At 58.1% G+C, this 19,459-nt stretch carries 20 protein-coding genes; 12 read left to right on the forward strand and 8 right to left on the reverse strand.

Annotated features, from left to right (window positions below; all coding sequences use genetic code 11):
• Positions 1-100: 100 nt before the first annotated feature.
• The gene (hupB, locus tag BJF91_RS21900; protein WP_075616662.1) at positions 101-376 is read right to left on the reverse strand and encodes a DNA-binding protein HupB; all 276 of its coding nucleotides are present in this window, start codon (positions 374-376) and stop codon (positions 101-103) included.
• On the opposite strand from hupB, the gene BJF91_RS21905 reads away from it, so the two are divergent.
• A complete protein-coding gene (locus BJF91_RS21905; protein WP_075616663.1) occupies positions 375-623 on the forward strand; it encodes a hypothetical protein in 249 nt (82 codons plus the stop codon). The genes hupB and BJF91_RS21905 overlap by 2 nt on opposite strands.
• Before the next feature lie 85 nt (positions 624-708).
• Here the strand turns inward: BJF91_RS21905 and lon are convergent, their stop codons facing one another.
• From lon to clpP, 3 genes are all read right to left on the reverse strand, one after another.
• Positions 709-3,129, reverse strand: coding sequence for an endopeptidase La (gene lon / locus BJF91_RS21910; RefSeq protein ID WP_075616664.1), 2,421 nt, complete (start codon positions 3,127-3,129; stop codon positions 709-711).
• Positions 3,130-3,803: 674 nt separating this feature from the next.
• On the reverse strand, positions 3,804-5,081 hold the full coding sequence (clpX, locus tag BJF91_RS21915) for an ATP-dependent Clp protease ATP-binding subunit ClpX (RefSeq protein WP_075616665.1): 1,278 nt from the start codon (positions 5,079-5,081) through the stop codon (positions 3,804-3,806).
• 286 nt (positions 5,082-5,367) lie between these two features.
• Complete coding sequence (gene clpP, locus BJF91_RS21920; protein WP_075616666.1) at positions 5,368-6,000, reverse strand: ATP-dependent Clp endopeptidase proteolytic subunit ClpP; 633 nt, start codon at positions 5,998-6,000, stop codon at positions 5,368-5,370.
• 386 nt (positions 6,001-6,386) lie between these two features.
• Between clpP and BJF91_RS21925 the strand changes: the two genes are divergently transcribed.
• Positions 6,387-7,649, forward strand: a complete 1,263-nt coding sequence (locus tag BJF91_RS21925; protein ID WP_075616667.1) for a GGDEF domain-containing protein — start codon at positions 6,387-6,389, stop codon at positions 7,647-7,649.
• A 158-nt stretch (positions 7,650-7,807) separates the two neighbouring features.
• Positions 7,808-9,064, forward strand: a complete 1,257-nt coding sequence (locus BJF91_RS21930; protein WP_075616668.1) for a cytochrome P450 — start codon at positions 7,808-7,810, stop codon at positions 9,062-9,064.
• A gap of 3 nt (positions 9,065-9,067) precedes the next feature.
• On the opposite strand, the gene BJF91_RS21935 is transcribed toward BJF91_RS21930, so the two are convergent.
• From BJF91_RS21935 to BJF91_RS21945, 3 genes are all read right to left on the reverse strand, one after another.
• Positions 9,068-9,412 carry a cupin domain-containing protein gene (locus BJF91_RS21935; RefSeq protein WP_075616669.1) on the reverse strand — a complete coding sequence of 115 codons (345 nt, stop codon included), beginning with the start codon at positions 9,410-9,412 and terminating at the stop codon, positions 9,068-9,070.
• A 17-nt stretch (positions 9,413-9,429) separates the two neighbouring features.
• The gene (locus tag BJF91_RS21940) at positions 9,430-10,713 is read right to left on the reverse strand and encodes an O-acetylhomoserine aminocarboxypropyltransferase (protein WP_075617004.1); all 1,284 of its coding nucleotides are present in this window, start codon (positions 10,711-10,713) and stop codon (positions 9,430-9,432) included.
• Positions 10,714-10,923: 210 nt separating this feature from the next.
• Positions 10,924-11,352, reverse strand: coding sequence for a CoA-binding protein (locus BJF91_RS21945; protein WP_075616670.1), 429 nt, complete (start codon positions 11,350-11,352; stop codon positions 10,924-10,926).
• Between the two features lie 308 nt (positions 11,353-11,660).
• Here BJF91_RS21945 and BJF91_RS21950 point away from each other — a divergent pair, with 308 nt between their 5' ends.
• The gene (locus BJF91_RS21950) at positions 11,661-11,999 is read left to right on the forward strand and encodes a hypothetical protein (protein ID WP_075617005.1); all 339 of its coding nucleotides are present in this window, start codon (positions 11,661-11,663) and stop codon (positions 11,997-11,999) included.
• 129 nt (positions 12,000-12,128) lie between these two features.
• On the opposite strand, the gene BJF91_RS21955 is transcribed toward BJF91_RS21950, so the two are convergent.
• On the reverse strand, positions 12,129-12,593 hold the full coding sequence (locus BJF91_RS21955; protein ID WP_075616671.1) for a CoA-binding protein: 465 nt from the start codon (positions 12,591-12,593) through the stop codon (positions 12,129-12,131).
• Positions 12,594-13,387: 794 nt separating this feature from the next.
• Between BJF91_RS21955 and BJF91_RS21960 the strand changes: the two genes are divergently transcribed.
• The 8 genes from BJF91_RS21960 (at position 13,388) to argC (ending at position 19,445) form a co-directional block, all read left to right on the forward strand.
• A complete protein-coding gene (locus tag BJF91_RS21960; protein ID WP_139310816.1) occupies positions 13,388-13,867 on the forward strand; it encodes a PaaI family thioesterase in 480 nt (159 codons plus the stop codon).
• A gap of 280 nt (positions 13,868-14,147) precedes the next feature.
• Positions 14,148-14,612, forward strand: coding sequence for a 50S ribosomal protein L13 (gene rplM, locus BJF91_RS21965; RefSeq protein ID WP_075616672.1), 465 nt, complete (start codon positions 14,148-14,150; stop codon positions 14,610-14,612).
• Between the two features lie 2 nt (positions 14,613-14,614).
• On the forward strand, positions 14,615-15,082 hold the full coding sequence (rpsI, locus tag BJF91_RS21970; protein WP_075616673.1) for a 30S ribosomal protein S9: 468 nt from the start codon (positions 14,615-14,617) through the stop codon (positions 15,080-15,082).
• 132 nt (positions 15,083-15,214) lie between these two features.
• A complete protein-coding gene (locus BJF91_RS21975) occupies positions 15,215-15,562 on the forward strand; it encodes an antibiotic biosynthesis monooxygenase family protein (RefSeq protein ID WP_208610951.1) in 348 nt (115 codons plus the stop codon).
• A complete protein-coding gene (locus BJF91_RS21980) occupies positions 15,559-16,476 on the forward strand; it encodes a CgeB family protein (RefSeq protein ID WP_234801695.1) in 918 nt (305 codons plus the stop codon). Before BJF91_RS21975 ends, BJF91_RS21980 begins: the two co-directional genes overlap by 4 nt.
• A 52-nt stretch (positions 16,477-16,528) precedes the next feature.
• Complete coding sequence (locus BJF91_RS21985; RefSeq protein WP_075617009.1) at positions 16,529-17,377, forward strand: CgeB family protein; 849 nt, start codon at positions 16,529-16,531, stop codon at positions 17,375-17,377.
• 112 nt (positions 17,378-17,489) lie between these two features.
• Positions 17,490-18,443 (forward strand): agmatinase, encoded by a 954-nt coding sequence (gene speB, locus BJF91_RS21990; RefSeq protein ID WP_075616674.1) that lies wholly within the window; start codon positions 17,490-17,492, stop codon positions 18,441-18,443.
• 69 nt (positions 18,444-18,512) lie between these two features.
• The gene (gene argC / locus BJF91_RS21995; protein WP_075616675.1) at positions 18,513-19,445 is read left to right on the forward strand and encodes an N-acetyl-gamma-glutamyl-phosphate reductase; all 933 of its coding nucleotides are present in this window, start codon (positions 18,513-18,515) and stop codon (positions 19,443-19,445) included.
• The last annotated feature ends 14 nt before the right edge of the window (positions 19,446-19,459 follow it).

Raw genomic sequence — 19,459 nt, forward strand, 5'->3', positions numbered from 1 at the left:
AGAAACGAAAAACCCGGCGGTGAAGCCGGGTCTCGTCTCGGAAGGACGTCTGGCAGATGGATCGGAATGCGATGCCGCCTGCCGAGCCGTTCCGATGGTCTTAGCTGTTTACAGCGTCCTTCAGGCCCTTGCCGGCCGTGAACTTAGGAACGTTGCGAGCCGGAATATCGACTTCAGCGCCGGTCGAAGGGTTGCGGCCCTTGGAAGCTTCGCGACGGGAAACCGTGAAAGCGCCGAAGCCGGCGAGGCGGATGTCGCCACCGTTCTTCAGTTCAGCCTGGACGGTGTCGAAGACGGCGTCTACGGCAGATGCGGCATCAGCCTTGCTGAGACCGGCCTTTTCGGAGACTGCGGTTACGAGTTCGGACTTGTTCATGTTTCCACCCTTTCTGTATGACATGAATGATAGCAATGCACCGGGAATGCTGACACATCCCCGCAGCAAGGAACCGCGACTGGCCCGGCGCAACGATGGCGTGGGTCAGGTGCTAAGCGATGCAAACCACCTATATTTGGCAGCGGTCGACATCCCTCAAAAATTCCAAGTCGGGCGGACAATACTCATGCCCATGCCCGTCGCAAGTGAAAAGCGCCGCAAATCGCCTGAAAAACAAGGCTTTTGACAATGTTTGCACAAAAAAGGCTGGCCCGAGGGCCAGCCTTTCGTCTGGTTTCCCGCCATTGCGGCAGGAAGGTGGCAAAGATGGCTCAGTGCGCCACGGTTGCGCCTGACTCGTCAACACCGTCAACAGTGCCAACAGCCGGCGTTTCCACGGTGCCGTCCCACTCGATCGGCTCGGGAACCCGAACCAGCGCATGGGCAATAACTTCGCCCATGCGAGATACAGGTACGATCTCCAGGCTGTTCTTGACGTTGTCAGGAATATCAGCCAGGTCCTTGGCGTTTTCTTCCGGGATCAGAACCTTCTTGATGCCACCGCGCAGGGCGGCGAGCAGCTTTTCCTTAAGGCCCCCGATGGGAAGAACCCGGCCACGCAGGGTAATTTCCCCCGTCATCGCCACATCCTTGTTAATCGGAATGCCGGTCATCACAGAGACGATAGCCGTTGCCATCGCGACGCCAGCCGAAGGACCGTCCTTCGGGGTGGCACCTTCCGGCACGTGGACGTGAATGTCCGACTTGTCGAAGCGCGGCGGCTCGATGCCGAAATCGACGGCGCGCGAGCGGACATAGGATGCCGCTGCCGAAATCGATTCCTTCATCACTTCCTTCAGGTTGCCGGTGACCGTCATGCGGCCCTTGCCCGGCATCATCACGCCTTCGATGGTCAGCAATTCGCCGCCCACTTCCGTCCAGGCCAGACCGGTGACGATACCGACCTGGTCTTCGCCCTCGGCTTCACCATGACGATAACGCGGTACGCCGAGATAATCGTTGATGGTGGCTGCCGTCACAGCAACCGACGTCGCCTTGCCCTTGATGATCTCGGTCACGGCCTTACGGGCGACCTTCATCAATTCACGTTCGAGACTGCGGACGCCGGCCTCGCGGGTATATTGCTGGATGATCGAGACGATCGCGTCATCCGACAACGAGAACTCTTCCGGACGCAGCGCATGTTCCTTGATCGCCTTCGGCAGCAGATGCCGCTTGGCGATCTGCAGCTTCTCATCTTCGGTGTAGCCGGCGATGCGGATGATCTCCATGCGGTCCATCAGCGGGCCGGGAATATTCAGCGTATTCGCGGTCGTGATGAACATCACGTTCGAGAGATCGTATTCGACCTCCAGATAGTGGTCCATGAACGTCGAGTTCTGTTCCGGATCCAAGACCTCCAGCAGAGCCGATGACGGATCGCCACGGAAGTCCTGGCCCATCTTGTCGATCTCGTCGAGCAGGAACAGCGGATTAGACCGCTTCGCCTTCTTCATCGACTGCACGACCTTGCCAGGCATGGAGCCGATATAGGTGCGGCGGTGGCCACGGATTTCAGCCTCGTCACGCACGCCGCCCAGTGCCATGCGGACATATTCGCGTCCGGTGGCTTTGGCGATCGAGCGGGCAAGCGAAGTCTTACCGACGCCAGGAGGGCCGACGAGGCATAGAATCGGCCCCTTCAGCTTGGTGGCGCGAGCCTGTACGGCCAGATATTCGACGATGCGTTCCTTGACCTTGTCGAGGCCGAAATGGTCCTCGTCCAGGATCTTCTCGGCAGCATTGAGATCGATCCGCACCTTGGACTTCTTGTTCCAGGGCAGGCCGAGCAACCAGTCGAGATAGTTGCGCACGACGGTGGCTTCGGCCGACATCGGGCTCATGTGCTTGAGCTTCTTCAACTCCGCATCAGCCTTGTCCTTGGCTTCCTTGGAGAGCTTGGTCTTGGCGATGCGGTCTTCCAGTTCGGCCATCTCGTCGCGGCCTTCCTCGCCGTCGCCGAGTTCCTTCTGGATCGCCTTCATCTGCTCGTTCAGGTAATATTCGCGCTGGGTCTTTTCCATCTGCCGCTTGACGCGGGAGCGGATGCGCTTTTCCACCTGAAGAACGGAGATTTCGCCTTCCATGAAGCCAAGCGCCTTTTCAAGGCGAGTCTTGACGCTCACGGTCTCAAGCATTTCCTGCTTTTCAGTGATCTTGATCGACAGATGCGAGGCAACCGTGTCGGCCAACTTCGAATAATCCTCGATCTGGCTGGCAGCGCCAACCACTTCCGGAGAGATTTTCTTGTTGAGCTTCACATAGTTTTCAAACTCGGAAACAACCGAGCGGCTCAGCGCCTCGATCTCGACCGGATCTTCTTCCGGCTCCGGCAAGGTTTCGGCATTGGCCTCATAGAAATCTTCGCGGCCGGTATAGCTGGATATGCGGGCGCGCGCCTTACCCTCGATCAGCACCTTCACGGTACCATCGGGCAGCTTCAGCAACTGCAGCACGTTGGCGACGGTGCCCACCTCGTAGATGGCATCAGACGACGGATCGTCGTCGCTTGCGTTAATCTGGGTGGCCAGCATGATCTGCTTGTCGGAGCCCATGACTTCTTCAAGGGCACGAATGGACTTCTCGCGCCCTACAAAGAGCGGCACGATCATGTGCGGGAACACCACGATGTCACGCAGCGGCAATACCGGATAGATATTGGTTTCGCCGGTGACAGAGGTCACTTTAGTCATTCCAGTTCCTTTCATCGTCCCGTTGCCGGGACCCAAATCCGCGCTCAAAAGCCGCGGGGGACATGGCCCTGTCTCACCTGTTTAGGTGGAGACCCAAGAGCGATAATTCAAGCCTTTGCGCCCTTAGAGCGTTTCCAAGTTCAACGGAAACACACCAACTTGATTTTCATACATTTTCCGGTGGGAAACCCATTCGTCATTTCCCTGGAAAATGCTCCAGCCACACCGTGGCGCAATCATTTGAGGCCTATTGCCAGCCTAGCCTCATAAAGCCGAAGGTCGAGACAAACCGACAAACACAAAAACAAACGATGTACGAGCGCGGCAGACGAACAACAGACAACCGGCTCAAACCGAGCATGGACGCAAGCTCATGGTCGCGAGACAAGACCGACCGCCGAACATTTGCGGAAACGCCCGCATCTTTGCCCGACAGCTTGGCCACACACGCCGCCGCTACCAAACGTGCTGCAAAAGCAGAACTGGCAGCAGGGTGTCCGCCGAATCTCTGCTGCGCACGAAGCACCTCACACAGTCATAAACTATTCAAAAACGCCTGCAAACCACTTCTACAACAGCCCCTGCCCGGCAGCATCCTTACCAGCGGAGATTCCCCGAAATGCAGAAGCCCGCACGAGGCGGGCTTCTAAACAATCTGATGGAACGGCCGCGTATCAAGCCGAAGCGTTGGCTTTTTCTTCCTGGCGATCCGCGTAGATGTAGAGCGGACGGGCAGAACCGCGCACCACTTCATCGGAAATTACCACTTCACGCACGCCTTCGAGTTCCGGCAGTTCGAACATGGTGTCGAGCAGGATCTTTTCCATGATCGAGCGCAGACCACGAGCGCCGGTCTTGCGGGTAATCGCCTTGCGGGCGATTTCGCGCAGCGCATCCTCGTGGAAGGACAATTCGACGTCTTCCATCTCGAAAAGACGCTGGTACTGCTTGACCAGAGCGTTCTTCGGCTCCGACAGGATCTGGATCAGCGCATCTTCATCCAAGTCTTCGAGCGTTGCCAGAACTGGCAAACGACCGATGAATTCAGGAATCAGGCCGAACTTAACCAGATCTTCCGGTTCCAGTTCGCGCAAGACTTCGCCGACTCGGCGATCTTCCGGCGACTGAACGGTCGCACCGAAGCCGATAGAGGTCTTTTCGCCACGGGCCGAAATGATCTTGTCGAGACCGGCAAAAGCGCCGCCGCAGATGAAGAGGATGTTGGTCGTGTCCACCTGCAGGAATTCCTGCTGCGGATGCTTGCGGCCGCCCTGCGGCGGAACCGAAGCCACGGTGCCTTCCATAATCTTCAGCAGAGCCTGCTGCACGCCTTCGCCCGAAACGTCACGGGTGATCGACGGATTGTCCGACTTGCGAGAAATCTTGTCGACTTCGTCGATGTAGACGATGCCGCGCTGCGCACGCTCGACATTGTAGTCGGCGGACTGCAGCAGCTTCAGGATGATGTTCTCGACGTCTTCACCAACATAACCGGCTTCCGTCAGCGTGGTCGCATCGGCCATGGTGAAGGGAACGTCGATAATGCGTGCCAGGGTCTGGGCGAGATAGGTCTTGCCGCAGCCGGTCGGGCCGACGAGCAGGATGTTCGACTTCGCCAGTTCCACATCGCCACCCTTGGAGGCATGCGACAGGCGCTTGTAGTGATTGTGGACGGCGACAGACAGGATCTTCTTGGCCTGCTTCTGGCCGATCACATATTCGTCGAGGATCTTGATGATGTCCTGCGGCGTCGGAACCCCGTCGCGCGACTTCACCATCGAGCTTTTGTTTTCCTCGCGGATGATGTCCATGCAGAGTTCGACGCATTCATCGCAAATGAATACCGTCGGGCCGGCAATCAGTTTCCGGACCTCGTGCTGGCTCTTGCCGCAGAACGAACAATACAGGGTATTCTTCGAGTCACCGCCGTTGCTTCCGCTGACCTTGCTCATAACTTTTTCCTTCCAGCACGCCGCGCCGCCGTCTAGCGGCTCGCGGTCTAGTCACGTCGCCAGGAACCGCCACCCGGCCGTCCGGACGCATTCGGTTCAGAGGTACTATTCAGCTCTCAAAAGTCACATTCGAAAGCTGACGGCAACGAGAACCTCTTCGAATATTCAGGCTATGTCATAAAAGCTCAACATAGCCTTAATAACTATTAGCGCTTTCACCGGGAGTTTAAACCCCCTGGATGGATCCAGCCTGATCTTTACGGCCGGATCCCCTTGGCAAAAGGTATCAAGAAGCCGTTACACCTTCGATTTCGGCGCGCGTGGTCAGGATCTTGTCGATCAGACCCCATTCCTTGGCTTCAGAAGATTCCATGAAATGGTCGCGGTCGAGGGTCTGCTCGACCTCCTCGAGGGTACGGCCGGTATGCTTGACGTAAACTTCATTCAGCCGGCGCTTCATCTTGATGATATCGCGGGCGTGGCGCTCGATATCCGATGCCTGACCCTGGAAGCCACCGGAAGGCTGATGCACCATGATGCGGGCGTTAGGCGTCGCAAAGCGCATGCCCTTTTCGCCGGCGGCAAGCAGCAGCGAGCCCATCGAGGCGGCCTGACCGACGCAAAGCGTGGCGACAGCCGGGCGAATGAACTGCATCGTATCGTAGATCGCCATGCCGGCGGTTACGACGCCGCCTGGCGAATTGATGTATAGATAAATTTCTTTCTTCGGATTTTCCGCTTCCAGAAACAGCAGCTGGGCGCAAACGAGCGACGCCATATGATCCTCGACCGGGCCGGTGAGGAAAATGATGCGCTCTTTCAACAGACGCGAGTAAATATCGTAGGAGCGTTCGCCCCTATTGGTCTGCTCCACAACCATGGGCACGAGGGCCATGGCGGTATCAACTGGATTTCTCATGTCCGTCCTTCTCACCCCATCCCCTATGCCCATCTGGCCCTATGCCTGGCTGGGCTGCGGGAATCAATTCAAATGCTGTCAATCCCTACATAGAGTGTTCGCCCCCAACACTTCAAGACGCGAGCACGCTATATCCTTAATCGCTTGCGAGCATGCAGCCTTGCATTCTCGCTGTTTCAGCCTCTAGCGCCTGCCCGCCGCGGCTGAGTGATGCATGTCTCCCACAGAAACCGGGTTATATGGTGAACAGTAGGTGACGAGAACAATGGGCGTTTGCAACCAAAGGGAAAAACCGCGTATGATCGCCAAAAGTTCATTCATGCTTCGGCCCGATCGATATATAGCGACGGCGACACCAACCCGATAGTGATAAAAGGTCGACGACTTTGCTCGACATCAAGACCGCCTTTCTGATGTGGGGAACCCAGGCCATTACGCTGGCGGTCCTGCTGATCACCATATGGCTGCGCAACCGGCGGCAGGGTTACTACGCCTATATGGCCATAGGATTTGCCTGTCATGGCGTTGGTGCCATGCTGATTGCCTTGCGTGCAGACCTGCCGCCAATGCTGGCGATCTATGGTGGCAATTTTCTGGTCCTGTCCGGTTTTTGTTTCTGGATTACTGCACTCAGGCTGTTTTCCGGCCGCAAGCCGGCTCGTTGGGTTGTGGTGCCGCTGCTGCTCTGGATCGGGATATTGATGGTGCCGGGGATAAGCCAGACTTACGCACTACGGCTCGCCGCACACCAATTCGCCGCCACGCTGTATTTCGTTATGCTAGCGATAACAGCTCTTACTTCTGATATTTCCTCGCAGAAATATCGGTATATGCTATCGGCTCTCTGGATGCTGCAGGCTCTGTCCAGTGTCGCCGTCGGCGTGACCAGTCTGATCGGCATGCCGGGCGATCGGCATGAATTGGCGCTGAGCGACTTTCTTGGCCTGTTCGTCATCGTTTGCCTGGTGACGACTATGGTGCTGCTGGCGCGCATCGTCATGGACCGCAACGAAGAGCAATTGAAGAAATTGTCGCGTACCGATCCGTTGACGGGGGCGCTCAATCGCCGTGGCCTTATTGAAACCTTAGACCAGATGAAACGGTCGGCGCCCAGGGACAGTCTGCTGGCGCTGCTCGTGTTCGACCTCGATTACTTCAAGCATATCAACGACACCTTCGGCCATCAGGCCGGCGACACCGTGCTGTCGTCCTTCGCCAAGATGGCCGAGGGGGTTGTCGGGAAAAGTGGTATCTTCGCTCGGTCGGGCGGCGAGGAATTTTGTGCCGTGCTGCCGGTAAAAGATCTGCGTCAGGCTGCGGCGGTTGCCGAGCGGATCCGCTACATGATCGCCTCAACGCCGGTTGCGACCAGCCAGGGTATCGTGCGGTTGACGACCAGCATCGGCCTGTCGGCAGTGTCTGCCGACGACTTCGACTTCGACACCGCCATGCGCCAGGCCGATCACGGCCTCTATACCGCCAAGGCCGATGGTCGTAACAGAACTGCTGTGGCCAGGGGTGAGACGGTATTTTGCCTGACGCCCAACGAAGAGCGAGGCACGCCAGCCGCCATCGACAGCGAGGCTGACCGGCAGGTCGCGGCGCTTCGCCGCCTTACCCAACGCTCGGCACCGCATCACGCGGAATGACGTTTCCCGCCCGGCTGTCTGGGCCGCAGGATCTGGAACAGGGCGGCCGACGGCGTCGGGATCCTGTGAGTTGCCAACCGTGCACGCTTCTTTTTCCCCTTGAATGGGATAGGGTTTAGGCGACAAATCAGCCAGGAAAGCGCAGCCGCGACACGATCATGCAGGACAGTTCATTTCTTTCGATCGACCCGGTCGAGCGGTCGGTCAGCCTCGATGCCGGCCACCCGGGTTTCTATCAGGCGCCGAACCCCGTCTATGCCGCGCTGCATGCGCAGACGCCGACATTCTACTGGCGCGAGCAGCGGCAATGGTTCTTTACCGGCTATGACCTGGTCAACAGCCTGCTGCGCGACAAGAGGTTCGGCCGGCAGATCCTCCATATAGCCTCACGCGAAGACCTGGGCGTGCCGGAGCCGCTGGCCCATACAAGGCATTTCGACAAAGCCGAGGAATGGTCATTGCTGGAACTGGAGCCGCCCGAGCACACGCGGCTGCGCACCCTCGTCAACCGCGCCTTCGTCTCGCGCCATGTCGAGAAGATGAGCGGTGAAATCACCGATCTCGCCAACCGGCTGATCGACGAGTTTGAGCCGAGGGGAGAGACGGAACTGCTGTCGTCTTTCGCAGACATCATTCCAGTGACGATGATTGCGCGGATGATCGGCATTCCCGATGCGATGGGACCGCAATTGCTGAAATGGTCGCACGACTATGTCGGCATGTATATGTTCAAGCGCAGCCGTGCCGATGAGGAAGCGGCCGATCGTTCGGCCCGCGAATTTGCCGAGTATATCAGCAGCGTCATTGCCGAGCGCCGCCGTGAGCCCCGCGACGATCTGCTGAGCCACATGATCCATACCGAGCACAAGGGTCAATTTCTGACCGAGGAAGAGCTGATCTCGACGACCATCGTGCTGCTCAATGCCGGCCATGAAGCGACCGTCCATCAGATCGGCAACAGCGTGCGGATCATTCTCGAAGAGGGGCTTACAAGTGGGCTCGATCCGGCGGACCTCTTTAGGGATGCTGGCACCACCGAGCGCACGGTGGAGGAATGCCTGCGCATCTGCGCGCCCGTGCATATCTTTCAGCGCTATTGTCTGGAGGCCTGCGAGATCGATGGGGTGACGCTGGCGCGTGGCGACAAGATCGGCCTGATCCTGGCGGCGGCTAATCTCGATCCGCGCAAATTCGAAAATCCCCTCACCTTCAAGGCTGAGCGCAACGAGGGCGCCAATCTCTCCTTCGGCGCCGGTATCCATTTCTGCATCGGTGCGCCGCTGGCGCGGCTGGAGCTGAACATCGTGCTGCCGCTGCTGTTCAAGCGACTGCCCGGGCTGAAGCTTGCCGCTTCACCCCAGGTAAAGGATGTCTATCATTTCCATGGACTAGAGCGGCTGGACCTGACCTGGTGAGCTTCAAATTCTGATGACATAGTCCTTGCGAGTCGTTTCAAGGACTTCCCAGGTTCCGTTAAAGCCAGGCCGCAGCACCAGGCGGTCGCCTACCCTTAGGTGAACCGGCTCGCCACCGTCTTCGGTGACGACAGAATAGCCTTCGAGAATGTGAAAATACTCCCACTCGTCATAGACGATCCGCCATTTGCCCGGCGTCGATTGCCAGACGCCGGCATAAATGCCGCCCTCTGCTTCCTCGACATTCCAGGTGGTGAAGCGCGGGTCGCCGCTGATCAACCGGTCGGGCGCCGGAGCGCCCTCCTCCGGTTCAACGGCAGCGAGATCGAAGGTTTTGCTATGGCTCATGGGCTGCGACAGCTCCCTTAAGTTTTCGACAGGGCTTGGGCCAGATCGGCGATGATATCGTCCGGATCCTCGATGCCCACGGAAAGCCGCACGACGTCAGGCCCGGCACCGGCCGCCGTCTGCTGTTCGGGTGTCAACTGCGCATGGGTCGTCGAAGCGGGATGAATGACGAGCGACCGGGTGTCGCCGATATTGGCGAGATGGGAGAAGAGCTGCAGCCCCTCGACCAGCGCCTTGCCGGCCTCATAGCCGCCCTTGACGCCGAAGGTGAACACCGCTCCGGCACCCTTCGGCGCGTAGCGCTGCTGCAGCGCGTGGTTGGGGTCGTCGGCAAGGCCGGCATAGCGCACCCAGGCAACCTTTTCGTGGCTCTTCAGCCAATGGGCAACCTTCAGCGCGTTGTCGCAATGACGCTGCATGCGCAGCGGCAGGGTCTCGATACCGGTCAGCAGCAGGAAGGCATTCATCGGCGCAATCGCCGGGCCAAGATCGCGCAGGCCAAGCACCCGGCAGGCGATGGCGAAGGCCATATTGCCGAAGGTCTCGTGCAGCACGACATTGCTGTATTCGCTGCGCGGCTGCGACAGAGTCGGGAATTTATCCGATTGCGACCAGTCGAACGTGCCGCCATCGACGATCACGCCGCCCATGGAATTGCCGTGACCACCCAGAAACTTGGTGGCGGAATGCACGACGATATCGGCACCGTGTTCCAGCGGCCGCACCAGATAAGGGCTGGCCATGGTGTTGTCGACGATCAGCGGCAGGCCATGACGGCGGGCGACTTCAGCGATAGCGGCGATATCGACGAAGGTGCCGCCGGGATTGGCAAGGCTCTCGATGAAGATCGCCCGGGTCCGGTCGTCGATTTCAGCCGCGAAACTGTCGGGATTATCGGTATCGGCCCAGCGCACCTGCCAGCCGAAATTCTTGAAGGCATGGCCGAACTGGTTGATCGAGCCGCCGTAAAGCTTCTTTGCCGCGACAAAGTTGTCGCCGGGCTGCATCAGCGTATGGAACACCAGCATCTGCGCCGCATGGCCGGAGGCAACCGCCAGCCCAGCCGCACCACCCTCAAGCGCGGCTACTCGCTCCTCCAGCACGCCCTGCGTCGGGTTCATGATCCGGGTGTAGATATTGCCGAACTGCTTCAGGCCAAACAAGGCGGCCGCGTGGTCGGCGTTTTCGAAGACATAGGCCGTCGTCTGGTAAATCGGCGTCGCGCGCGCGCCGGTCGTCGGGTCCGGCTGGGCGCCAGCGTGAACGGCAAGCGTGGCAAAACCCGGATTATTATTGGCCATGGTATCCTCCGTTGAAACAATGAGCAGAAGCATAACAGCCGTGTTCACGGAATCCATGACACGTCGTTCTAAATTTGCCGCGTCATCCGGTAAGGTTGCATTCTCCTGATGACCTGGATTGGCAAAACCGGATCGATTGTCATCACGGCTCATTGCGCACGTTGCTTCATGCAGCGCCGAATCCTGACTGCGGATTCTCCAGGAGCAGCGTCAGCCGACCAGCCGTGGATATTCAATAGCCGGGCAGCGGTTCATCACCATCTTTACACCGGCGGCCTCAGCCTTTGCTGCTGCCTGGTCATCGCGCACACCAAGCTGGGCCCATATGACCTTAGGTGGCGCTGGCAAGCCAAGCGCCTCGTCTACGACGCCATCAAGATATTCGGACGCGCGAAAGACATCGACCATGTCGACGGGCTCGGGAAGATCGGCCAGCGTCGCATAGACCGTCCGGCCAAGGATTTCTTTTCCGGCCTGGCCCGGATTGACCGGAAACACGGTGTAGCCGCGTTGCATCAGGAAATGCATGACCCCATGGCTCGGTCGCGCCGGATTGGGTGAAGCACCGGTCAGGGCAATGGTCTTCACGGTCTTCAGGATGTCCCTGAGATAGGCTTGGTCGTAGGTCTCATGCTGCATGGCGGTTTCTTCCTCATCTAGAGCATCGGCCGAACGTAGGAACCAGCTTTCGGATAATCCCGATGCGAGAACATAAGCCTAGACCATCGCACTGGTTCCAATTTGAGCACAATGCCTCGAATACCGTGCGCCATACACGGCGCACAAAGGTTCCCTGTAGCCCATTAAATCTAATGCGACGTCGCTTGGAACTTCGCATCTTCTTGATTGTAGGAAGCCTTGCCCCAAATCAAAAGAGGGGCGAGAGATGTGACGAGACAAAGGCTGGCGCGAACTGCCTTTTTGATGGAGATCCTGACATGAAACCGATGATACGGCTGGCATTCTGCGTCGCTGTCTCCCTCTGGGGCAGCAGTGCAATGGCCATCGAACGTTACAATTCTACAAGCCTTGCCTGTGAAAACGTCCGCCAGATTCTCAGAAGCCAGGGCGCGGCCATCCTTCGCTACCCTTCAACGCGGGTACCTGGACTGCCGCTTTACGACCGCTATGTCCGTAACAGCAATTCCTGCTCGCCTGGCGATTATGCCGAAAGAGCAACCGTGCCGACGCGTGACAATCCGGCTTGCCCGGTCTTGAACTGCAAACCGGTGGAAGACCTGCAGGACACCGGCTTCATGCGGTTCGTTCCGCATTACTCGCTTTGATGGTCGCAGCCGCCTGTGTCCTACAGCGCCGTGCGCCACATATGGCGTACAAAGGTTCGCTGTAGCGCACAGGCGGCTACGAAGTTTTCATTAAACCAGTTTCGATTGAGAAATCACGGCAGCATTGCATCAGGCGGCGCTGTGCACCGGGCGTCCATGATGGGTGACGGCATAGACCAGGGGATATTCCGCCACCAAGGCCCGGTTCATTACCACATCGATGCCAGCCGCTTCGGCCTTGGCGGCAGCTTCGTCATGGCGAATGCCGAGTTGCGTCCATATCGCTTTGGGCCGGGCTGGCAGGGCCAATACTTCATCGACGATGCCGGGGAGAGCATCGGACCGGCGAAAGACGTCGACGAGATCAATCGGCACCGGCACTTCGGCGAGAGATCCGTATACCGTGCGGCCCAGGATGGTCTGGCCTGTGAGCGCTGGATTGATCGGAAAAACCTGATAGCCCTTGCCTTGCAAAAAACCGAGGACCCAGTGGCTCGGCCGGTCGTCCTTCGACGAAGCGCCAACCAGCGCGATCGTATGGGTTTGGCTTAAAACCTTGCAGAGGTAGTCTTCGGAATAATGGTCGTGGTTCATGGCTCGTCCTTCCCGCCGCCAAGCGGCTTCGATACGCAACCCGTCCTAATGTCCCTGGTGAGACAATAGCAAAATCGGTTTAAGATTTCGGCAAGGCGCATATGTCCCGCAATGAGGCATCCGCCATGTGTGGCGGCACTCTAAGCATCCTCCATTTTCAGCAGAAGCATGGCGAATCTCCTCTCCAAGTGCATGAGTTTATCCTTTGCAATTCCGCCAGGATGCAACCTTGAGACGCAAATCAATGATAGCGCTGACGGCAGCCCAGCCACCTCGGCGTCAATTTGACGGTTCACATTCATGTTATCGCTGTCATTAGAACGTGCTTTTAAACAACAATTCGAAGCACGCTGTGATGCACATCACACGACAAACGATCGATGGCAATTTGTTCGTTTTTTGTTCGTATTTTGTTCTCGCGCATTTTAGCACTCCAAAACATTGAATTGTCCAACGATTACAATTGGTTTTTAAGCAGCATCATTCCGCATGGAACGATTTTTTCGCTCGAAATTTCAATCGATTTGATTTGGGGGCACGTACTTCATATGGGCTGCATGACGCCTAAAGACTGCACTTTTTCCTATGCGCGACATAAATAACAACCTTGTCGAGTATGAATAATATCTGATGTCTTCAACATCAAACTAAAAAGGGTGCGTCGAAATGAGACAGTCCATGCTGGACTCACCTTGCTACCGCAGGGTGGTCACTGCAAAACCGCGCCTCTTTACCTCTCCCACCTATTCGTGCTGAACACTCTGCCAAGGTTCCAACGCCGGGAGGAGGCAGGAATGACGGATGCTATGGGCGAACAAATGACGGTGGCGGATGTCGAGCGCTTTCTCGAAACCGCCTTTCCCCAACTGGAGGGAGCCAAGGAGGCTGGACACGATAGCCAGGAAGGCGACAGGCGGCATTACACTGTCGTCAGCGTCGGGCCGGCGACGGCGACCATGCGGCTCGATCCAGGCATCCGGCATCTGCGGCCGGGCGGCACCGTTTCAGGCCCTTCGTTGTTTACCCTTGCCGATGTGGGCTGCTGGGTCGCAATCCTTGCGCAGATCGGCCCGCAGGAAATGGTGGTGACGACCAACCTAACGATTAATTTCCTGCGCCTGCCCAAGCAGAAGCCTGTCGATTGCGACTGCCGGATCCTGAAACTCGGCCGTCGCCTTGCTGTTGTCGAGGCCCTGATGCACCAAGGTAATCCAGCAGAGCCCGTGGCTCATGCCACCGGCACCTATTCGATTCCACCGGCAAACGGACGGTGAAATCGGATAAAGCGGGCGGACGTTGGCCCGTAATACGCAACAAAAATTGCGGTAAAATAATACCACATATTTAAAACTTTGTTTTTTAACATATATTCTAAGGTCGGTCCATTTTAACGACCCTTGACCGATCCGGAGGCCACGACTATAAAGCCGCCAGCTTGCGGCCCTTCTGGACCGCATTCTTTTTGCGCCGATTTCAGATCATCGCAAAACAAGCAACAAGAAACGCCCGTCCGGTTCACCGTGACCGACAGGGTCCAATAGAAAGACTGAAACCATGTCTACCTTCGTTCAGAAGCCTGCCGAGGTGGAGAAGAAGTGGATCATCATCGACGCCGAAGGCCTCGTTGTTGGTCGCCTCGCCACCGTTATCGCCACCTATCTGCGTGGCAAGCACAAGGCCACCTACACCCCCCACGTTGATGATGGCGACAATGTCATCGTTATCAATGCGGAAAAGGTTGTCCTGACCGGCAAGAAATACACCGACAAGACCTATTACTGGCACACCGGCTATCCGGGTGGCATCAAGGAACGCACGGCGCGCCAGATCATCGAAGGCCGCTTCCCCGAGCGCGTTCTCGAAAAGGCTGTCGAGCGCATGATCCCGCGCGGCCCGCTCGGTCGTCGCCAGATGAAGAACCTGCGCGTTTACGCCGGTTCCGCACACCCCCATGAAGCCCAGCAGCCCGTCGCTCTCGACGTCGCCAAGCTGAACAGCAAGAACGTAAGGAGCGCCTAAGTATGGCTGACCTCTCTTCCCTGAAGGATCTCGGCACTGCGCAGGAAGCTTCGGCTCCGGTTCACGTCCGCAAGGTCGACGCTCAAGGCCGCGCCTATGCGACCGGCAAGCGTAAGAACGCCATTGCCCGCGTATGGGTCAAGCCGGGTACCGGCAAGATCACCGTCAACGGCCGTGACTTCCCAGTTTACTTCGCTCGTCCGGTTCTGCAGATGATCCTGCAGCAGCCCGTCGTTGCAACTTCGCGCGTTGGCCAGTTCGACATCGTCGCAACTGTCACCGGTGGCGGTCTCTCCGGCCAGGCCGGTGCAGTTCGTCACGGCATCTCGAAGGCACTGACCTACTTCGAACCGGGCCTGCGCTCTGTTCTGAAGAAGGGTGGCTTCCTGACCCGCGACAGCCGCGTTGTCGAGCGTAAGAAGTACGGTAAGGCCAAGGCCCGCCGGTCCTTCCAGTTCTCCAAGCGCTAATCGCGCATTGGGGCTACGACTATCGAAAAGCGGGGCGCAAGCTCCGCTTTTTTCGTTATGGGGCCCATCATCGATTTGAATTGGTGCCGCAAGGCGGCAGACCTTATTGTGTCGTCAACCAGCCCCACTCCCATGGAATTCCTGATGTCGGACTTTGCCAACTTGCCCGCTCCACCCTACTATGTCGTATGCTTTTCCTCATGCAGGAGCGAGGTGGACAACGGCTACGGTGACATGGCCGAGACCATGGTCGAACTCGCCAGCCGGCAGCCGGGTTTTCTCGGTGTCGAATCGGCACGTGAGGCCACCGGCTTCGGTATCACCAACTCCTACTGGACCGATGAGGCATCGATCCGCGCCTGGAAACAGGTGGTGGATCATCTCGCCGCGCAGCGCCAAGGTCGCGCCGAATGGTATAACCATTACGAAGTGCGCGTTGCCAAAGTCGAGCGATCCTACAGCTTTGCGAAAGCCCCATGATCCATGGTGCCGGCCGTGCCGTCATGCATCGTGAATGCATCGCGGCGTCGCAACAACTGGTCGGCGTCATGAGTTCATCGAAATACAATATCTGCATCATAGAGCCGGATGGCTTCAGGCATTCGATGGTGTTCCTGGAGATGGCGGAAGCCCTCGGTTATTCGCTGCGAGAACTCGGGCATCAGGCGGCGGTCAACATCAACGGTTTTGCCCATGATGCTGTCAATATCATCTTCAATGCCCATCTGCTGGCGCCGCAGGATATCGCCGATCTCAAGCCCGATACGATTATCGTCAATACTGAACCACTTGCCTCGGTCGACGCCCCGGTTCGAGAACGCATACTGACCTGGGCAAAGACCGGGCTGCAAATCTGGGACTATAGCCAATCCAATTTGGAGCTTCTTGACCAGATCGGTGGTCGGCCCGCCAAATGCCTACAACTAGGCTATCAGAAAGAGCTGGATCGCATTACTCCCGCCCCGGCTCAGGATGTCGATGTCCTTTTCTATGGCTCCACCAGCGACAGGCGCTCGGCGGTTTTCAAAGGCTTGCGAGAACGTGGCCTTGCCGTGAAGTGGCTGTTCAACGTCTATAGCTGCGAGCGGGACGCCTGGATCGCCCGATCGAAAGTCGTGATCAACATGCACTTCTTCGATGCGCAGATCTTCGAGGTCGTCCGGGTCTTCTATCTGCTGAGCAATGGCGTGCCTGTGGTTGGCGAAGTCAACGGACAGGCAACACAGATAGAAAACCGCTTCGCAGATGGCATCGTCGCCGCGTCCTATGGCGATCTGGTCGACGTCGCCGAACAGCTGGTGCGCGATCCCAAAAGGCTTGCCGAACAGCGCGCGATCGCCCGCGCCGCCATCATGCGCTATCCACAGGCGGCTTTTACCCAGCAACTTCTTTGAGGCAGGTCCACGGCCTAAAATATGCCGGTTGCCGTCACGCTCGGAATTCAAGATGATCAAGCGCCCCTATAACATCTGCATCGTCGAGCCTGTTGGATTCACCCATTCCATGGTTTTTCTGGAAGTGGCCGAGGCGCTGGACTATTCGTTGAAGGCGCTGGGCTATCCCACCGCCCTTTCCACCAACCGCATCGGCGGTGACGCGACCAACATCATCCTTGGCGCGCATCTCTTGCCAGTCAAAGACCTGAAGGCGCTTCCACCGGGAACCGTTATCGTCAACGCCGAGCCTTTGTCGGCGACAGAAGCGCTGATCCGCGACCGGGTTTTGGCCTGCCTCGATGCCGGGCTGGAAATTTGGGACTATAGCCCCGCCAATATTGAGTTTCTGAACAAGATCGGCGCTGGCCAGGCAGTGAAATACCTGCAGTTTGGCTATCAAAAAGAGCTGGACCGCCTGTCGCCTGCACCGGTGCAGGATGTGGATGTCCTGTTTTACGGCTCGATGAACGACCGGCGTGCCAAGGTGCTCTACGGCCTCCAGGATCGCGGCCTCGTCATCCAGCATCTGTTCAATGTTTATGGCACCGAACGCGATGCCTGGATTGCCCGTACCAAGGTGGTCTTGAACATGCATCTGCTGGAGTCGCAGATCTTCGAGGTCGTTCGGGTGTTCTATCTACTGATCAATGGCGTTGCCGTTATCGGCGAGGTCAATGGCCAGGAGACGCAGATCGAGCAGCGTTTTGCAGACGGCATTGTCGCCGCCCCCTATGAGGAGCTGATCGATGCGACGGAACGGCTGGTGCGCGATCCCAACAGGCTTGCGCGACAGCGCGCCCTTGCCCGCGCAGCCATCGCGCCGTTTCCGCAAGTTGGTTTCACGCAAAAGCTGCTTTGAGGGCAGCGCAGCCGCTTATCGCTCCTACGCATTTCCGGACGCAGGCTGGGTTCTACTTTTCGACACGATGCTCTAGGATCGACCTATCGAAGTGCGACGCGGATAATCTCTCTTGGCTGAAAAATCCATAGACCATGCCTTTACCTCAGCAAATCTGACAGAGGCGGCCACCGACCCCACTTATGCAGGTGCGCTGTCTTTCCTGCGCCGGCGCTACACCAAGCAGTTGGACGGTGTGGACACGGTCGTCTGGGGCATTCCCTTCGACGCCGCCACCTCCAACAGGCCAGGCGCGCGCTTCGGACCGCAGGCAATCCGTCGGGCGTCCGCTATCTTCGACAATGATCCGCAATATCCGTTTCAGCGCGATCTGTTTGCAGCCATGCCTGTCGTGGACTACGGCGACTGCCGACTGGACTATGGCAATCACTGGGACACACCCGCCACCATCGAGCGCGAAGCCGGCCATATTCTCTCCAAGGCCAATTTTCTGCTGACGCTGGGCGGCGACCACTTTATCACCTGGCCGCTCCTAAAGGCGCATGTCGCCAAACACGGCCCGCTGGCCATGGTGCAGTTCGACGCCCATCAGGACACTTGGTTTGACGATGGCAAGCGGATCGACCACGGATCTTTCGTCGGTCGAGCCGTCCGCGAGGGACTGATCGTACCGTCGCGGTCGATCCAGGTCGGTATCCGTACCCATGCGCCCGAAGACTGCGGCATCCGCATTCTCTATGGCCACGAGGTGGAGGATATGCGGGCCGCCAATATCGCCGCCCTGATCCTTGAACACACCGCTGGCCAGCCGGTCTACCTGACCTTCGATATAGACTGTCTCGACCCGGCCTTTGCGCCCGGCACCGGAACCCCGGTCGCCGGCGGGCCGTCGAGCGCAAAAATTCTGTCCGTACTGCAAAATCTTCATCCGCTCGACATACGAGGCGCAGATGTTGTCGAGGTGGCGCCGGCTTACGACCATGCCGATATCACCGCCATTGCAGGGGCGACAGTCGCCATGTATATGCTGGGGCTGCGCGCAGAACGACTGGCGCGTTCCAGTTGACATAATGATTCAAGAGGTTCGGGATCTGAATCCGCAAAGCCGGATAAGCTTCTGAAAAGAGAGGGTAAAATGACAGCGAAAATCTTCATTGATGGCGAACACGGCACAACCGGCCTGCAGATCCGCAGCCGCATGGCCGGCCGCCGCGATGTAGACCTGCTGTCGATCCCCGAAGCTGAGCGCCGCAATGCAGCCATGCGCGAGGACCTGCTCAACAGTGCCGATATCGCCATTCTCTGCCTGCCGGACGATGCCTCGAAAGAGGCCGTCTCCATGCTGGCCGGCAATAACAATGTTCGGATTATCGACACATCGACCGCCTTCCGCGTTGCGCCGGATTGGGCCTACGGCTTTGCCGAAATGGACAAGGCGCAGAGCGATAAGATCCGCTCCGCCCGTTGCGTTGCCAATCCCGGCTGCTACCCGACTGGCGCCATTGCGCTCATCCGGCCGCTGGTGGCTGCTGGCATTCTGCCTGCCGATTATCCGGTCTCGGTCAATGCCGTGTCCGGCTATACCGGCGGCGGCAAACAGTTGATTGCCCAGATGGAGGATGCCAGCCATCCCGAACACCTGACTGTCAACAATTACGTCTATGGCCTGAACCTCAAGCACAAGCATGTGCCGGAAATGAAGGCGCACGGCCTTCTGGCACGCGCACCGCTGTTTTCGCCTTCGGTCGGCCGCTTCCCGCAGGGCATGATCGTGCAAGTGCCGCTGTTCCTCGACAATCTCGCCGATGGTGCGACTATCGAAAGCGTGCATGCAGCACTTGTCGCGCATTACGCTGACCAGGACGTGGTGTCGGTCGTGTCGCTGGAAGACAGCGCCAAGCTCGCCCGCGTCGATGCCGAGGAACTGGTTGGCAAGGACACGATGAAGCTGTTCGTGTTCGGCAATGCCGGCACCGGCCATGTCAATCTGGTGGCGGTGCTCGACAATCTCGGCAAGGGCGCATCCGGCGCTGCCGTGCAGAACATGGACCTGATGCTGTCGGCCTGACAGACTGTGAGCCT

It is taken from the genome of Gillisella taibaishanensis, from assembly GCF_001938985.1.
In the GTDB taxonomy this organism is placed as follows: Bacteria; Pseudomonadota; Alphaproteobacteria; order Rhizobiales; family Rhizobiaceae; genus Allorhizobium; species Allorhizobium taibaishanense.

Bases quoted from the DNA above. Each gene is read 5' to 3' on its own strand.
- lon (WP_075616664.1), bottom strand. From the start codon at position 3,129: ATGACTAAAGTGACCTCTGTCACCGGCGAAACCAATATCTATCCGGTA.
- rplM (WP_075616672.1), top strand. From the start codon at position 14,148: ATGTCTACCTTCGTTCAGAAGCCTGCCGAGGTGGAGAAGAAGTGGATC.
- rpsI (WP_075616673.1), top strand. From the start codon at position 14,615: ATGGCTGACCTCTCTTCCCTGAAGGATCTCGGCACTGCGCAGGAAGCT.
- BJF91_RS21930 (WP_075616668.1), top strand. From the start codon at position 7,808: ATGCAGGACAGTTCATTTCTTTCGATCGACCCGGTCGAGCGGTCGGTC.
- argC (WP_075616675.1), top strand. From the start codon at position 18,513: ATGACAGCGAAAATCTTCATTGATGGCGAACACGGCACAACCGGCCTG.
- BJF91_RS21975 (WP_208610951.1), top strand. From the start codon at position 15,215: ATGGAATTCCTGATGTCGGACTTTGCCAACTTGCCCGCTCCACCCTAC.
- BJF91_RS21980 (WP_234801695.1), top strand. From the start codon at position 15,559: ATGATCCATGGTGCCGGCCGTGCCGTCATGCATCGTGAATGCATCGCG.
- clpP (WP_075616666.1), bottom strand. From the start codon at position 6,000: ATGAGAAATCCAGTTGATACCGCCATGGCCCTCGTGCCCATGGTTGTG.
- BJF91_RS21940 (WP_075617004.1), bottom strand. From the start codon at position 10,713: ATGGCCAATAATAATCCGGGTTTTGCCACGCTTGCCGTTCACGCTGGC.
- clpX (WP_075616665.1), bottom strand. From the start codon at position 5,081: ATGAGCAAGGTCAGCGGAAGCAACGGCGGTGACTCGAAGAATACCCTG.
- BJF91_RS21945 (WP_075616670.1), bottom strand. From the start codon at position 11,352: ATGCAGCATGAGACCTACGACCAAGCCTATCTCAGGGACATCCTGAAG.
- BJF91_RS21960 (WP_139310816.1), top strand. From the start codon at position 13,388: ATGACGGATGCTATGGGCGAACAAATGACGGTGGCGGATGTCGAGCGC.
- BJF91_RS21955 (WP_075616671.1), bottom strand. From the start codon at position 12,593: ATGAACCACGACCATTATTCCGAAGACTACCTCTGCAAGGTTTTAAGC.
- hupB (WP_075616662.1), bottom strand. From the start codon at position 376: ATGAACAAGTCCGAACTCGTAACCGCAGTCTCCGAAAAGGCCGGTCTC.
- BJF91_RS21985 (WP_075617009.1), top strand. From the start codon at position 16,529: ATGATCAAGCGCCCCTATAACATCTGCATCGTCGAGCCTGTTGGATTC.
- BJF91_RS21905 (WP_075616663.1), top strand. From the start codon at position 375: ATGTTTCCACCCTTTCTGTATGACATGAATGATAGCAATGCACCGGGA.
- BJF91_RS21950 (WP_075617005.1), top strand. From the start codon at position 11,661: ATGATACGGCTGGCATTCTGCGTCGCTGTCTCCCTCTGGGGCAGCAGT.
- BJF91_RS21935 (WP_075616669.1), bottom strand. From the start codon at position 9,412: ATGAGCCATAGCAAAACCTTCGATCTCGCTGCCGTTGAACCGGAGGAG.